This is a genomic window from Mesorhizobium sp. WSM4871 (genome assembly GCF_055811295.1).
Genome location: NZ_JBVVPU010000013.1, coordinates 174,026 through 188,909, shown reverse-complemented (window position 1 = coordinate 188,909; position 14,884 = coordinate 174,026). Strand labels below are relative to the sequence as shown.

The 14,884-nt window shown below is 62.4% G+C and carries 11 protein-coding genes; 7 read left to right on the top strand and 4 right to left on the bottom strand.

Annotated features, from left to right (window positions below; translation table 11 throughout):
- Positions 1–102: 102 nt before the first annotated feature.
- The 3 genes from AC0L2H_RS25515 to argJ all read right to left on the bottom strand — a co-directional run bounded on the left by AC0L2H_RS25515 (position 103) and on the right by argJ (position 2,578).
- Positions 103–525, bottom strand: coding sequence for a (deoxy)nucleoside triphosphate pyrophosphohydrolase (locus AC0L2H_RS25515; RefSeq protein WP_473592691.1), 423 nt, complete (start codon positions 523–525; stop codon positions 103–105).
- The gene (locus tag AC0L2H_RS25510) at positions 522–1,271 is read right to left on the bottom strand and encodes a GNAT family N-acetyltransferase (protein WP_107651329.1); all 750 of its coding nucleotides are present in this window, start codon (positions 1,269–1,271) and stop codon (positions 522–524) included. Before AC0L2H_RS25510 ends, AC0L2H_RS25515 begins: the two co-directional genes overlap by 4 nt.
- A gap of 65 nt (positions 1,272–1,336) precedes the next feature.
- The gene (gene argJ, locus AC0L2H_RS25505; RefSeq protein WP_473592693.1) at positions 1,337–2,578 is read right to left on the bottom strand and encodes a bifunctional glutamate N-acetyltransferase/amino-acid acetyltransferase ArgJ; all 1,242 of its coding nucleotides are present in this window, start codon (positions 2,576–2,578) and stop codon (positions 1,337–1,339) included.
- A gap of 219 nt (positions 2,579–2,797) precedes the next feature.
- Between argJ and AC0L2H_RS25500 the strand changes: the two genes are divergently transcribed.
- Positions 2,798–3,397 carry a TetR/AcrR family transcriptional regulator gene (locus AC0L2H_RS25500; protein WP_473592694.1) on the top strand — a complete coding sequence of 200 codons (600 nt, stop codon included), beginning with the start codon at positions 2,798–2,800 and terminating at the stop codon, positions 3,395–3,397.
- A 13-nt stretch (positions 3,398–3,410) separates the two neighbouring features.
- Complete coding sequence (locus tag AC0L2H_RS25495) at positions 3,411–4,370, top strand: glycosyltransferase (RefSeq protein WP_473592695.1); 960 nt, start codon at positions 3,411–3,413, stop codon at positions 4,368–4,370.
- A gap of 273 nt (positions 4,371–4,643) precedes the next feature.
- Here AC0L2H_RS25495 and AC0L2H_RS25490 read toward each other — a convergent pair whose 3' ends face one another.
- A complete protein-coding gene (locus tag AC0L2H_RS25490; RefSeq protein ID WP_473592696.1) occupies positions 4,644–5,573 on the bottom strand; it encodes a peptidylprolyl isomerase in 930 nt (309 codons plus the stop codon).
- Between the two features lie 241 nt (positions 5,574–5,814).
- Here AC0L2H_RS25490 and secA point away from each other — a divergent pair, with 241 nt between their 5' ends.
- The 5 genes from secA (at position 5,815) to AC0L2H_RS25465 (ending at position 14,834) form a co-directional block, all read left to right on the top strand.
- On the top strand, positions 5,815–8,547 hold the full coding sequence (gene secA, locus AC0L2H_RS25485) for a preprotein translocase subunit SecA (RefSeq protein WP_473592698.1): 2,733 nt from the start codon (positions 5,815–5,817) through the stop codon (positions 8,545–8,547).
- A 357-nt stretch (positions 8,548–8,904) separates the two neighbouring features.
- Positions 8,905–11,763 (top strand): class I SAM-dependent DNA methyltransferase, encoded by a 2,859-nt coding sequence (locus tag AC0L2H_RS25480; RefSeq protein WP_473592700.1) that lies wholly within the window; start codon positions 8,905–8,907, stop codon positions 11,761–11,763.
- Positions 11,764–11,920: 157 nt separating this feature from the next.
- A complete protein-coding gene (locus AC0L2H_RS25475) occupies positions 11,921–13,321 on the top strand; it encodes a lipopolysaccharide biosynthesis protein (RefSeq protein ID WP_473592701.1) in 1,401 nt (466 codons plus the stop codon).
- Positions 13,321–14,601, top strand: a complete 1,281-nt coding sequence (locus AC0L2H_RS25470) for a GNAT family N-acetyltransferase (protein WP_473592702.1) — start codon at positions 13,321–13,323, stop codon at positions 14,599–14,601. The genes AC0L2H_RS25475 and AC0L2H_RS25470 overlap by 1 nt, the downstream gene beginning before the upstream one ends.
- A 32-nt stretch (positions 14,602–14,633) precedes the next feature.
- Positions 14,634–14,834, top strand: a complete 201-nt coding sequence (locus tag AC0L2H_RS25465) for a hypothetical protein (protein ID WP_473592703.1) — start codon at positions 14,634–14,636, stop codon at positions 14,832–14,834.
- The last annotated feature ends 50 nt before the right edge of the window (positions 14,835–14,884 follow it).

The window sequence follows — 14,884 nt, the reverse complement described above, 5'->3', positions numbered from 1 at the left end:
GTCGCTCCCCCGGTGAAGTCAGCGCTTTGCCTCAACTTTTCACGGCAAGATAAATCTTTCATTAACGCTGGGTGAAGAAGCAGGGGCCGGCAACAGTCCGGCTTACAGCAGGTCGATGAGGAACTGGATCAGCGGCGCGTCGGCCGGCGGCATCGGAAAGTCGCGCATCTGGCGCGGCCGCACCCATTTCAGCCCCTGGCCCTCCTTCGGCTGGGCGATGCCACGGAAGCGGCGGCAGACGAACAGCGGCATCAGCAAGTGAAAATCATCGTAGGAATGGCTGGCGAAGGTCAGTGGCGCCAGACACGGGATTTCGGTCTCGATGCCGATTTCCTCGTAGAGCTCGCGGATGAGGCATTGTTCCGGCGTCTCGCCGGGCTCGACCTTGCCGCCGGGAAATTCCCACAGGCCGGCGAGTTGCTTGCCTTGCGGCCGCTGCGCCAGCAGCACGCGGCCGTCGGCGTCGACCAGCGCGCAGGCCGCGACCAGGAGCAGGCGCTTGCCGGCGGGGCTCGCGCCGGTCATGCGCCGGGCGGCCGGCGATAGTGATAGCGATAGACTTCCTCGAAGCCCAGCGAACGGTAGAGCGCCAGCGCCGGCGCATTGCTGGCCTCGACCTGCAGCCAGGCTTCGCGGGCGCCGCGCAGCCGCGCCCATTTCAGCGCCGACAGGATAAGATTGCGGCCATGGCCCTGGTTGCGCACCGATTTGTCGGTGGCGACCTCGAACAATCCGGCAAGATCGCCATCATGGACACAGATCAGCGTCGCCAGCGGCTCGCTGCCCTCTTCGAGCGCGAATAGCCCGGCCTCGGGCTGGATCGCGCCGATGATCTCGGACAGGCCAGGGCGCAGCGCCACGTCGGAGCCGCTGACCTTGAGCGACGCGCCGATGAAGCGGCTGATGTCCTTCAGCGGGATCTGGTCCATGGCCGGGTCGAGTTGCGCATCCGCCAACGGCAGGCGCATCACCAGCGATTCGTCGAATATGCTCCAGCCTTCCTTGTCGAGGTGACTGGACAGGTCAGGCCCCGACAGTGGCGAGATGCGGAAGGTCAGCGGCCTGCCATAGGCGTCGAAACGCCGGCTGGCGCGGCCGATGCGCTCGGCAATGTGCTGGATGTCGCCCGGATCGAGGGGGTTGACCGAATTCAGCCGCTTGGCCGGATGGCCGGCTGTCAGCCGCACCACCCAGGTGCCGTCATAATGGACGGCCGCCGCCGGCCAGGCACGAAAGCCGGCCGCCTCGTAGCGGCGGACGATGGCGAGCATGCTTGCCGGATGTCTGGAAACCAATGTCATCAGCTCCGCCAAATTCCTCAGCTGCGCCAAATTCCTCAGCTACGATAGTCGCCATTGATGGCGACATATTCCTTGGTGAGGTCGCAGGTCCACACCGTTGCCTTGCCGCGGCCGATGCCGATATCGGCGCGGATGCGAATTTCGTCGCGCTTCATATAGGCAGATGTCGCCTCTTCCGAATAGCCAGGGTCGCGCTCGCCCTCATGCGCCAGCCGGTTGTCGCCGAACCAGATCGACAGAAGGTCGCGGTCGGCCGGCTCGCCCGCCTTGCCGACGGCCATGACGACGCGGCCCCAATTGGCGTCCTCGCCGGCGACCGCCGTCTTGACCAGCGGCGAATTGGCGATGGACAGCGCGATGCGCTTGGCCGAGCGCGCCGATTTCGCCCCGGTGACGGTGACTTCGACCTGCTTGCGCGCGCCCTCGCCGTCGCGCACCACTTGCAACGCCAGCGATTTCAGCACCTTGCCGAGCGCGCGGCGGAACGCAGCGAGGCGCGCGTCCTTTGGATCGCTGATCACGGGCGCACCGCGCCTGGCGGCGGCACCCGTGGCGAAGATCAGCAGCGTGTCGCTGGTCGAGGTGTCGCTGTCGACGGTGACCGCGTTGAAGGTCTTGGCCGTGCCGCGCGACAACAGATCCTGCAGCACGGGTGCTGCGATCGGCGCGTCGGTGGCGATGAAGGAGAGCATGGTCGCCATGTCGGGCGCGATCATGCCGGCGCCCTTGGCGATGCCGTTGATGGTGACGTCGGCATCGCCGAGCTTGATGGTCGCGGTCGCCACCTTGGCATAGGTATCGGTGGTCATGATCGCCTTGGCGGCTTCCGTCCACAGCTCCGGCTTGCCGTCCTTGACCAGCCCGGCGAGCAGATGGCTGAACTTGCCCGTGTCGAGCGGCTCGCCGATGACGCCGGTGGAGGCCAGGAACACCTCGCCTGGCGTGCAGCCCGCCGCCTTGGCCGCCGCCTCGCCGGTCATGGCCGTGGAGGTCCGGCCCTTCTTGCCGGTGAAGGCATTGGCATTGCCGGAATTGACGACGAGCACGCGCGCCTTGCCCTGCCCCAGATTCTGCCGGCAGAAATCGACCGGCGCCGACGGGCATTTCGACTTGGTGAACACGCCGGCAACGGTGGTCCCGGCGTCGAAGACCATGGCCAAGAGGTCGGTGCGGTTCTTGTATTTTATCCCGGCCTCGGCGGTCGCGATGCGCACGCCCTCGATAGCGGGCATTTTGGGATATTTCTTCGGCGCGAGCGGCGAAATCGTCGTGGACATGGGGGCCTCGGGCGGGAAAACGCGGGGGGAAGGCCGGTTTGCCCGATACGAAGCGTCGGTGCAAGGGCGTTTTCACGGCCGGCCGGGGCGCGGGGCTTCCGGTTTCCGCCAATCCCGCATCGGGCGATTTGCCGGCATTGGCTGTGCAGAACGGCCCGTTTCGTTTCATCGCCGGCTCGCATATGATCGCCGGCAAAATTGTTGGCGAGGATGACTGGAATGGCCGAAGACGCTGACCCCGCGCGCAAGTCGATCGGTGCGCGACGCAATCCCGATAGCGCCGAGGCCATTCTCGAAGCGGCCGAAGCGGTGCTGGTCGAGGCGGGCTATGCCGGCTTTTCGATCGAAGCCGTGGCCAGGCGGGCGCGCGCCGGCAAGCCAACGATCTATCGCTGGTGGCCGAGCAAGGCGGCCCTGCTGCTCGAAATCTATCAGCGCGGCAAACGTGTCGACAGTCCCGACACCGGCAATATCGAGGACGATCTCGTCGGCTTCCTCAAAAGCCTGTTCTCGCACTGGCGCGAGACCTCGTCGGGCAGCGTGTTCAGATCGCTGATCGCCGAGGCGCAGTCGGACCCGGCAGCGGCAGCGGCTCTTGCCGAATATTCGAAAGGACGCCACTCCCATACCGGCCAGATGATCGAACGCGCCAAGGCGCGCGGCGAGGTGGCAGTCGATGTCGATGCCGCCCTCGTCGCCGACCTGATCGGCTCCTTCGCCTGGAAGCATCTTCTCACCAATCGTCTCGACGAGGACGAAGCGACACTACGCAGCGCGGTCCGCTATGTGGTACAAGGCATACTCTCACGAAGTCGTTAGGGGGATCGGCGGCTTGCTCGACAGAATATCTCCGGTGCTGCCGGTCAGCCTGATCATCGTTTCCGACTATCTGACGGCGGATGGCGACGCGGAACTGCGTCGCTCGCTGCAGGCCTATGCGCAGGACCACCAGGGCATTCCCGGCGAAATCGTCATCATGCTGCCAGGTGACCGGACTTCAGGCAGCCATCATTCGAAAATCGAAGCCGAATTCGCCGGCAAACCTGCCTGGCTCTGCCCGTCGGTGATCGTGGCGACGCATGACAGCGACGAATCCTCGCAACTGAAGGACGCCGCACTCGCATATTGCCGTCATGACCTGGTTGCGGTGGTCGAGGCAGACTGCCTGCCGCGGCCGGGCTGGCTGGCGGCCCTCTACGAAACCGTCGAGACGGATCCGCGGCTCGGCGCCGTTTCCGGACGGACCAGCTACGGCGAAGACAGCATGATGAAAAGGGTGATGTCGCTGCTCGACCGCGGCTTCATCGAGCGCCGCAACCGCCATGGCCAGGTCATTCATGCCAGCAACAATGGCGCGCTCTACCGGCGCCAGGTGCTCGAACGCTATCGCTTCGAGGCCTATCACGGCCCCTTCGTCAGCTCGCATCTGCGCCAGCACGCCATGCTGAAGGACGGCGTCGCCATGGAGGTGGCGCCCAGGGCCGTCTCGATCCACGCCTACGAGGGATTGGGTTTCATCTGGGACGTCAGGCGCAACAAGGGCTACCAGTTCGCGCGGATGGAGCAGCGCCGGAAGCCGCATCGCTCGAAGCTCGGCCTCGCCTGTCGCGCCGTGGCGACCTCGTTCAAGGAAAACCGCCAGACCGCGCAGGCCGTGGGCAGTCAGTTCTGCCGCTGGACGGACTGGCCGCTGTTCTGGGCGATGATGCTTCTGGTGCGGGTCCCCGAATTCACCGGCGCGCTCGCCGCCGATGACCCGGCGGCATTCAAGGCGTCGACGCATTATCGGTAGGGGTGGCGGGGCGCGGCGAAACCCACGCTCTGTCGGACGATTAGCCGATAATTGTCGGAGTTCAGCGCTGCCCCTCATCGCCCTACCGGGCACTTCTCCCCGTATAGTAACGGGGAGAAGGACGCCTTCACCGACGATTTCGCCAATCAACAACGTCGCGGAAATAGTGCCGAGGTTGTGGCCAGCCCCTTCTCCCCGTCACTATACGGGGAGAAGATGCCGGCAGGCAGATGACGGGCGGCGCTGACGTCGCCCCTGTTAATCGCCTCGCGCCTACTTCGCGCTTTCCAGCGTGTCGACCGTCTTCTTCAGATTGGCGTCGGGGATTTCGACCTTGGCGGCGGCACGCAGCTGCTTGACCAGGGCGAAATATTTGTCGCGGATGACCGCCTGCTTGGCCTGGTCCTTGACCTCTTCGAAAGCCGGCGGCTGCTTGGTGCGCTTGTCCTCGAGCTTGATGACGTGCCAGCCGAACTGCGACTGCACCGGCTGCTCGGTGTATTTGCCGACCGCCAGCGCGAACGCCGCCTTGTCGAATTCCGGCACCATCTGGCCCGGCCCGAACCAGCCGAGATCGCCGCCGCTGGTCTTGCCCGAGGGATCGCTGGTGTGCTCGTTGGCGAGCTTCTGGAAGTCGGCGCCGCCGTCGAGCTGCTTGATGATCGCGTCGGCCTCTTCCTTCGTCTTCACGAGGATGTGACGGGCATGCACCTCGTTGGTCGGCGGGGTGTTGGCGATTTCCTGGTCGTAGCGGGCGCGAACCTCGGCATCCGTGACCTTGTCGACGACGCCCTTTTCAACCATTTCGCCATGCAGGGCGCGCTGCTGCAGGAACGCCATGCGGCGCTCGAAATCGGGATCCTTGTCAAGCCCGGTGGCGACCGCCTGGGCGGCCATGATCCTGATTTCGATTGCCGCCGAAAGTGCCGCCGCGCGGCGCTGTTCGGGCGGCAGCTGCGCGAATTGCTGCGACAGCTCGCCTTCGGCAAGCCCAAGGTCCGCCTCGGTCAGCTTCTGGCCGTTGACGGTCGCGACCACGGCGTTCGGATCGACCGGCGCCGCCGGCGCGGGGGCCGGTTGGGCGGGCGCCGCCGGCTGGGCGGGAGCGGTGTCCTGCGCCATCAGCGGCGACAGCGACAGAGCCGACAACCCGACGGCCAGACCAAGGCTGGCGAACGACGCACGGCGGAACAATAAGGACATAAGATAACTCCGATGGGGATTGGCGGCTGTTCAGATCAGCCGGATTGTGGCGGAATTTGGCGCGGTCGACAGGGCGAGCGCGGCGTTGACATCGATTGAGCCCCCTCTTATCTGTCCAACGACTTTGCGTCCAGAACCGTTTTCCGGGCGCTTTTTGCGTTTGTCCGCGTTTCACGCGGAATTGATGGGGCCGTCCGGCGCCCGTCGCAACGACTAGGAATGCTATCGAAAGGGCCATTGGATGGTCAGTCTCGGCGGTCTCGCCCGTAAGGTTTTCGGCTCCTCCAACGATCGTCGGGTCAAGTCGACGCGGCCACGCGTCGAGGCGATCAACGCCATGGAAAACGAGATGCGGGCGCTCTCCGATGCCGACCTGGCGGCCCGCACCGAAAAATTCCGCCAGGACATCGCCAACGGCGCCTCCCTCGACGATCTGCTGATCCCCGCCTTCGCCACCGTGCGCGAGGCGGCGCGCCGCGTGCTCGGCATGCGCCCGTTCGACGTGCAGCTGATCGGCGGCATGGTGCTGCACAATGGCGGCATCGCCGAGATGCGCACCGGCGAGGGCAAGACCCTGGTCGCCACGCTGCCGGTCTATCTCAACGCACTTGCCGGCAAGGGCGTCCATGTCGTCACCGTCAACGACTACCTCGCCACGCGCGACTCCGAATGGATGGGCCGCGTCTATAAATTCCTCGGCCTGAGCGTCGGCGTCATCGTCCACGGCCTGTCCGACGAGGAGCGCAAGGCCGCCTACGCCGCCGACGTCACCTACGCCACCAACAACGAGCTCGGCTTCGACTATCTGCGCGACAACATGAAGTATGAGCGCGACCAGATGGTGCAGCGCGGCCACAGCTACGCCATCGTCGACGAGGTCGATTCCATCCTGGTCGACGAGGCGCGCACGCCGCTGATCATTTCCGGTCCGCTCGAGGACCGCTCGGACATGTACAACACCATCGATGCCTTCATGCTGAAGCTCGGCCCGGAAGACTACGAGATCGACGAGAAGCAGAAGACCTCGATCTTCACCGAGGACGGCACCGAGAAGCTGGAGAACCTTTTGCGCGACGCCGGCCTGCTCAAGGGCGAGTCGCTCTACGACGTCGAGAACGTCGCCATCGTCCACCATGTCAACAATGCCTTGAAGGCGCACCGGCTGTTCCAGCGCGACAAGGACTACATCGTGCGCAATGGCGAGATCGTCATCATCGACGAATTCACCGGCCGCATGATGCCGGGCCGCCGCTATTCCGAGGGCCTGCACCAGGCGCTCGAGGCCAAGGAGCATGTGGCGATCCAGCCGGAGAACCAGACGCTCGCCTCCGTCACCTTCCAGAACTATTTCCGCCTCTACAAGAAGCTTTCCGGCATGACCGGTACCGCGCTGACCGAGGCCGAGGAGTTCGGCAACATCTACGGCCTCGAAGTCACCGAGATCCCGACCAACCTGCCGGTCATCCGCATTGACGAGGACGACGAGGTCTACCGGACGGTCGAGGAGAAATACAAGGCGATCGTCAAGGAGATCCGGGAAGCCAGCGCCAGGGGCCAGCCGACGCTGGTCGGCACGACGTCCATCGAAAAATCCGAGCAGCTCGCCGAACGCCTGCGCAAGGAAGGTTTCAAGGACTTCGAAGTGCTGAACGCCCGCCACCACGAGCGCGAGGCCGCCATCGTCGCCCAGGCCGGCAAGCCCGGCGTCATCACCATCGCCACCAACATGGCCGGCCGCGGCACCGACATCCAGCTCGGCGGCAATGCCGAGATGCGCATTGCCGACGAGCTTGGCGACATGCCGGAAGGCCCCGAGCGCGAAGCGAAGGAAAAAGCCATCCGCGACGACATCGCCCGCCTGAAGGAAAAGGCGCTCGCCGCCGGCGGCCTCTATGTGCTCGCCACCGAACGCCATGAATCGCGCCGCATCGACAACCAGTTGCGCGGCCGCTCCGGTCGCCAGGGCGATCCGGGCCGTTCGAAATTCTTCCTGTCGCTGCAGGACGACCTGATGCGTATCTTCGGCTCCGAGCGCATGGACGGCATGCTGCAGAAGCTCGGCCTCAAGGAAGACGAGGCGATCATCCATCCCTGGATCAACAAGGCGCTGGAAAAGGCGCAGAAGAAGGTCGAGGCGCGCAACTTCGACATCCGCAAGAACCTGCTGAAATATGACGACGTCTCCAACGACCAGCGCAAGGTGGTGTTCGAGCAGCGCATCGAATTGATGGACGGCGAAGGCCTCAGCGAAACCATCGCCGAGATGCGCGAGGGCGTCATCGACGAGATCGTCGCCAAGGCCATTCCCGAAAACGCCTATGCCGAGCAATGGAACGTCGACGGCCTCAAGGCCGAGGTCGCCGAATTCCTCAACCTCGACCTGCCGATCGAGGAATGGGTCAAGGAAGAGGGCATTGCCGAGGACGACATCCGCGAGCGCATCGCCCAGGCCGCCGATACCGCCGCCAGGGAGCGCGCCGAGCGTTTCGGCCCCGACGTGATGACCTATGTCGAGCGCTCGGTGGTGCTGCAGACGCTCGACCATCTGTGGCGCGAGCACATCGTCAACCTCGACCATCTGCGCTCGGTCGTCGGCTTCCGCGGCTACGCCCAGCGCGACCCGCTGCAGGAGTACAAGGGCGAGGCGTTCGAACTGTTCCAGGCGATGCTGGGCAATCTGCGCCAGGCCGTCACCGCGCAACTGATGCGGGTCGAACTGGTCCGCCAGGCCGCCGAAGCCCCGCCGCCCGAGACGCCCGAAATGTTCGGCAGCCACATCGACGGCTCCACCGGCGAAGACGATTTCGACGGCGGCGAGACGGCACTTCTGGTGCGCCAGGAAACCAGCGCCGTCGTAGCCCCCGAAAACCGCGACCCCAACAACCCTGCGACCTGGGGCAAGGTCGGCCGCAACGAAGCCTGCCCCTGCGGCTCGGGCAAGAAGTACAAGCACTGCCACGGGGCGTTCGCGTAAGGCGCGCCTTTCCTTCTCCCCGTTCACGGGGGTGAGGCGTGGTCCGCGCAGCGGACGAAAAGCCAATTGCTTGGCTTTTCGAACAACGAACGCCCGGAGCGATAGCGAAGGGCGGATGAGAGGCGGCGCGAACCTCAAGTGATTGCCTTGGTTAACGCGCCAGGCTTGCTTTGTGACGGCAGTTATGCTATTGATTTCAATACGGTGCTGATTTGCGCCAGCGACCCGCCCCCCCGAGGCGGGTTTTTTATTGCCGGTGGGATTAGCCGAGTAGGCCAGAGGGAGGCGCCCGCGCGAACCCTTGCCATCGTCTTTTGAACAGTGTCCATTGCCCGAAAGATTCGCGGGGGGGGATGGATGCGCCTTTCATGGAATGAAATACGGGTGCGAGCGAAGAAATTCGCCAAGAAATGGCAAGACGCTCACTACGAGAAGGGTGAGACCCAGACCTTCTACAACGAGTTCTTCGAGATATTCGGCGTCGAGCGTCGCCGGGTCGCGCGTTACGAGGAACTGATCAAGAAGCTCGATAACCGCCACGGCTTCATTGATCTGTTTTGGCCCAAGGTGCTGCTCGTCGAGCAGAAGAGTGCCGGTCGCGATCTTTTGAAGGCGGCAACGCAGGCCGGAGAATATTTCGACGCCATCAAAGATTCAGAAAAACCGCGCCATCAGCTTCTGTGCGATTTCCAGAATTTCGAACTTCTCGACCGAGATTCGCGCGAGCAAGCGGTGTTCAAGCTCGCCGACCTGCATCAGAACGTCGAGCATTTCGGCTTCATCCTCGGTATCGAGAAGCGCACCTTTAAGGACCAAGACCCGGTCAACATCAAGGCGTCGGAACTTATGGGAGCCATCCATGACTCGCTGGAGGAGTCTGGCTATGCGGGCCACAACCTTGAGCGGTATTTGGTCCGCCTCGTTTTCATACTGTTTGCCGACGACACTGGTATCTTCGAGCCGCGCGATATCCTGCTCGACCTGATGGAGTCGCGTACAAGCGACGACGGATCAGACATTGGGCTGTGGCTCCATCGGCTATTCGAGGTGTTGAACACACCCGAGGATGCACGTCAGAAGAATCTCGACGAAGATTTGAAGAAATTCCCTTATGTCAACGGCGACCTTTTCGCCACGCATTTGCCGATCGCCGATTTCAACTCAGCCATGCGTGACACATTCATAGAGGCCTGCCGCTTCAACTGGTCTTCTGTTTCGCCGGCGATCTTTGGCTCATTGTTCCAATCAGTCATGAACAAGACGGAGCGCCGGAAGAAGGGCGCCCACTACACCACCGAAAAGAACATCATGAAAGTAATCGGGCCCCTCTTTCTTGACGACTTGAGGGCCGAATTCAAGCGCATCAACGCCCGCAAGGACAACCGGCGCAAAGGTGAACTTGAAGCTTTCCGTCGCCGTCTCGGCAGTCTGACTTTTCTAGATCCCGCATGCGGCTGCGGCAATTTCCTAATTATTGCATATCGGGAGTTGCGGCAATTAGAGATGGAAGTAATCGAAGCTTTTTTGCAAGGCACAATAAAGCTAACCGGGGACAGTAGAATTGAGCAGCTGCTCAAAAGTGGTGCGTCCGGCGTGTCCGTTCTTGACGTTGATCAGTTCTACGGAATCGAGTTTGAAGAATTTCCAGCACGCATAGCCGAAGTCGCTATGTGGATGATGGACCACATTATGAATAATCGTTTCGGGCTTGCGTTCAATACGCCGTATGCTCGCATTCCACTGAGGAAATCCCCCCATATTCGCCATGCAGACGCACTTGAATTCGACTGGAATGATCTTCTACCTGCGCATCTCTGCTCTTATGTCTTAGGCAATCCGCCGTTTATCGGCGCAAAATATCAGTCAATCTTGCAACGCTCGCAGGTCCGTAAAATAGCAAAGCTCGGGGGCGCTGGTGGCACACTGGACTATGTCGCCTCGTGGTTCCTGAAGGCCGGCGCTTACGTCCAAGACGGTAAAGGCAAAATAGCTTTCGTCTCCACCAATTCCATCACTCAGGGCGAGCAGGTAGCACAATTTTGGCCGCTGATATTCGATCGCCACAAACTCGAGATTGCGTTCGCTCATAGAACCTTCGTGTGGGGTTCGGAAGCCCGCGGCGCTGCGCATGTCCACGTGGTCATTATAGGCCTGACGCGCGCAGACATGGAGCCGGAGACGAAGCGCTTGTTTTCGTACGCCGATATCAAGGCTGATCCGGTTGAGAGCCGGCATAAGGTGCTGTCGCCTTATCTCTTCGATGCCGGTGTAGTGACAAATAGGCATTTGCTTGTGAAGGGGTCTCGGCACGCAATCAACGGCGCTCCGTTACTAAAGAGTGGAACACAGCCGATCGACAACAGCGAATACATTTTCGATCAAGCGCGTAGAGAGCAGCTAGAAGACGACGAACCAAACGCATTGCAATATCTTCGCCCGTATGTTGGAACCACCGAGTTCCTTTCCGGATATTGCCGCTGGATTCTGTGTTTGCAAAATGTATCGCCGAACGAACTAAGAGCACTACCGAACGTAGTTTCACTGATGCGCAATGTCCGCGCTTTTCGGAAGAAAAGCACCAGAAAGGGAACACTTGCAATTGCAGAAAACCCGCGGCGTTTCAACGTAGAGATATTTCCAGATAGCTCTTTCTTGGTTATTCCTAAATACGGATCGGAGAGGCGGGAGTATTACCCTTTGGGTTTTTTGGACCCTCCGTACGTCCCGAGTGATCTTATATTTATACTTGAGAACGCCAGTCATGTACATTTTGGCATTCTCCAATCCGCAATTCATATGGCTTGGTTGCGTCAAATCGGCGGGCGTATGAAAAATGATCCGCGCTATTCAATTGACGTAGTTTACAATACCTTCCCTTGGCCGGAGATGAATGAGACACAGAAGAAAATGATCGCCGCCTTGGCACAGAATGTGATAGATGCCCGCGCAAATTTTCCAAACTCCACGCTAGCGGACATGTACGATCCGGACTTCATGCCACCAAAGCTTCGGAAGGCGCATCAGGCGCTCGATCTCGCTGTTGACCGCCTCTACCGCCGTATGGCTTTCACTTCTGAGCGTGAACGGGTCGAGCATCTCTTTGGCCTGTACGAGAAGATGGTTGCTCCTATGGAGGCCGCCGCGAAAGCAAAGGTAACAAAGAAACGCACAGCAAAAGCTGCTGCCGAGGTTTTAAGTTCGCCGGGCGTGGCGTAACCTAAAAAAGCCGGCGCCGCCCCTCATCCGCCTGCCGGCACCTTCTCCCCGTGAACGGGGAGAAGGGAGCAATCCCTCCACCGCCACCCAACCGTTTCTTAATCTGTCTTCGCTACACCCAAAGCCTGAAAAAGAGGCGGAAAACGGAGAGTATTGGGTGCGCTTTTCCGCGGCGACGACAGCCGGGCGGTTCCTGCCGCAGCGCCTTGCGCTGCGCGTAAAGCCGTTGCTTGGCCGCATCGACGCCGTGCTGTTCACCGCCGACGAGCGCGGCGAGGCCGGGCGCATGTCGCTGATTGCCTTCTCCGTGCGCATCGTCAGCGCCGTCATCGCCTTCGTCAGCCAGGTGCTGATGGCGCGCTGGATGGGCTCGTTCGAATACGGCATCTTCGTCCTCGTCTGGGTGACGATGGTCATCGTCGGCAACCTCGCCTGCCTCGGTTTCCACACCTCTGTCATCCGCTTCATTCCCGAATACAGCGAGCGCGGCATGCTGGCCGAGTTGCGCGGCATCGTCATGACCAGCCGCCTGTTCGTGCTGATTGCCTCCACCGCGATCGCCGCCCTCGGCGCGCTCGGCGTCTGGCTGCTCTCGCCCTTTATCGAAAACTACTATGTCGCGCCCTTCATCCTCGGCCTCATCCTGCTGCCGATGATCGCCATGTCCGACCTGGTGCAGGGGCTGGCGCGGGCGAATTCCTGGGCGCTGTTCGCGCTGTCGCCGACCTTCCTGATCCGGCCGGTGCTGATCCTGGCCTTCATGGCGCTGATGCTTTTGCTGGGCTACGCGCCCGACGCCAGGACCGCGATCTTCGCCGCCATCGCCGCCACCTACGCCACCACGATCGGCCAGCTGCTTAGCGTGACGTCGCGCATCGACAAGAAGATCCCAGCCGGCCCGGTGAAGGTGCATTTCGCGCAATGGTTCATCGTGTCGCTGCCGATCTTCCTGGTCGAAAGCTTCTTTTTCCTGCTCACCAATGCCGATGTGCTGATGGTCGGCGCCTATATGGATCCCGACGACGTCGCCGTCTATTTCGCGACGGTCAAGACGCTGGCGCTGGTGCATTTCGTCTATTTCGCGGTCAAGGCCGGCGTTGCCCAGCGCTATGCGCAGTTCACCCATGGCGAACCGGAAAAGCTCGCCGCCTTCGCCCGCGAGACGGTGTCGTGGACCTTCTGGCCGTCGCTCATCATGGCGCTGGTGGTGCTGGTGCTGGGCGAGCCGATGCTGATGCTGTTCGGCCCTGAATTCACATCGGGCTATCCGCTGCTGTTCCTGCTGGTCTTCGGCGTCGTCGCGCGCGCCGCCGTCGGCCCCTGCGAAAGCCTGCTCACCATGAGCGGCAACCAGAACATCTGCGCCGCCGTCTACGCCATGACGCTGGCCTTCAACATCGGCCTCAATGTGGTGCTGATCCCGCTTTTCGGCCTGTGGGGCGCCGCCATGGCCACCGCCTTCGCCATGATCTTCGAGGCGGCCGCATTGTCCTTCACGGTCTGGCGCAAGCTCGGCATCGTCATGGCCATTTTCATGCCCGCAAAAGGAGCCGCGTAATGGCTGCCATCCCCTTGCTCGAGGAAACCAGCGGCGGCCCGGCCGGCGCCATGGTGTCCGGCCTCGCCGGGCTCGCCCGCGAAGCCGACCCCGCCCATGTCGAGATCCTCGCCAACAACCGTCCCGAGCGCAAGCTGGCGATCTATCCGGCCTCCGCCGGCTTCGACCTGGTCGAGGAACTGGATTATCTCTGCGCCCGCACGATCGAGCCCAACATCTTCTTCAACCCGCGCTTCCTGGCGCCGGCCATGCCGAGGCTGGAAGACCGCGAGGTGCGGCTGGCGGTGATCCGCGACGGCGACGAATACCGCAACCGGCTGCGCCTGCTGGTGCCGTTCTCGGTGGAGCGGCCGGGCGTGCCGCTCGGCGTCCCGGTCATGCGCACCTGGTCGAGCCCGTTCGGCCCGATCGGCACGCCGCTGGTCGACCGCGACGACCCGGTCGGCGTCATCGAGGATTTCTTCGCGATGCTGTCGCGGCCGCATCTCAAATTGCCGAAAGTCTTCGTCCTGCCCGACATCCGGCTCGACGGCCCGGTTGCGAGCCTCTTTGCCACCGTCGCCGAAACGCATGGCCTGACGCTGGTCATCACCGGCAAGGCCGAGCGCCCGGTGCTTGAAAGCAAGTTCGACGCCGAAGCCTACCTAAAGGCCTCCTTGCGCTCGCATCACTATCGCGAATTCCGCCGCCTGAAGCGTCGCCTCGGCGACCTCGGCAGGCTGGAGCACCAGGTGGCGCGCGGACCGGAAAACATCCGCCATGCCATCGAAAGCTTCCTGACGCTGGAGGTGGCGGGCTGGAAAGGCCGCGAACGCACCGCCATGGCCATCGACCGCTACCGCGCCGCCTTCGCCCGCGAGGCCGTGCACCGGCTGGCCGAACAGGATTTGTGCCGCATCCATTCGCTGACGCTGGACGAACGCACCATCGCCAGCCTGATCGTCTTCGTCGAGGCCGGCGTCGCCTACACCTGGAAGACGGCCTATGACGAGACCCTTGCCACCTATTCGCCGGGCACGCTGCTGATGATCGAGGTGACCAGGCAGCATCTCGACGACCCCAACATCATGATGACCGATTCCTGCGCCGTGCCCGACCACCCCGTCATGAGCCGGTTGTGGACGGAGCGTAAGCCGATGGGCACGCTGGTCATCGGGCTTTCGCCCGACGCCGACCGCCTCGCCCGCCAGGCGGCCTCGCAGCTGCATCTCTACCGCGAGACCCGCAACATGGCGCGCATCCTGCGCAACCGGATGAAGAGCTTGCTGGGACGGCGCTAGACCCGGATGACGATCTCAGGCAAAGATAAGCCATGAGCAACGAAATCTGGACAGCCTTCATCTACGGCATATTCGCCCTGGCGGCGATTGGCTGGCTGGCGGGCGCGTTCCTCGCCCGCAGCCCGAAGGCGGGTTTCGCCCTGCTGGGATACACTCTGGTCGTGCCGGCTGTTGGCGCGATGTTGATGGGCGTTTTCTGGCTATTGACCGCACTATGGGCTGAACCCGGCTGATCATCCGATCCTCCTTCGCCAAGGCTTCGGAGGACACTTCCTTCGGCCAA

Bases quoted from the DNA above. Each gene is read 5' to 3' on its own strand.
- AC0L2H_RS25515 (WP_473592691.1), bottom strand. From the start codon at position 525: ATGACCGGCGCGAGCCCCGCCGGCAAGCGCCTGCTCCTGGTCGCGGCC.
- AC0L2H_RS25510 (WP_107651329.1), bottom strand. From the start codon at position 1,271: ATGCTCGCCATCGTCCGCCGCTACGAGGCGGCCGGCTTTCGTGCCTGG.
- argJ (WP_473592693.1), bottom strand. From the start codon at position 2,578: ATGTCCACGACGATTTCGCCGCTCGCGCCGAAGAAATATCCCAAAATG.
- AC0L2H_RS25500 (WP_473592694.1), top strand. From the start codon at position 2,798: ATGGCCGAAGACGCTGACCCCGCGCGCAAGTCGATCGGTGCGCGACGC.
- AC0L2H_RS25490 (WP_473592696.1), bottom strand. From the start codon at position 5,573: ATGTCCTTATTGTTCCGCCGTGCGTCGTTCGCCAGCCTTGGTCTGGCC.
- secA (WP_473592698.1), top strand. From the start codon at position 5,815: ATGGTCAGTCTCGGCGGTCTCGCCCGTAAGGTTTTCGGCTCCTCCAAC.
- AC0L2H_RS25480 (WP_473592700.1), top strand. From the start codon at position 8,905: ATGCGCCTTTCATGGAATGAAATACGGGTGCGAGCGAAGAAATTCGCC.
- AC0L2H_RS25470 (WP_473592702.1), top strand. From the start codon at position 13,321: ATGGCTGCCATCCCCTTGCTCGAGGAAACCAGCGGCGGCCCGGCCGGC.
- AC0L2H_RS25465 (WP_473592703.1), top strand. From the start codon at position 14,634: ATGAGCAACGAAATCTGGACAGCCTTCATCTACGGCATATTCGCCCTG.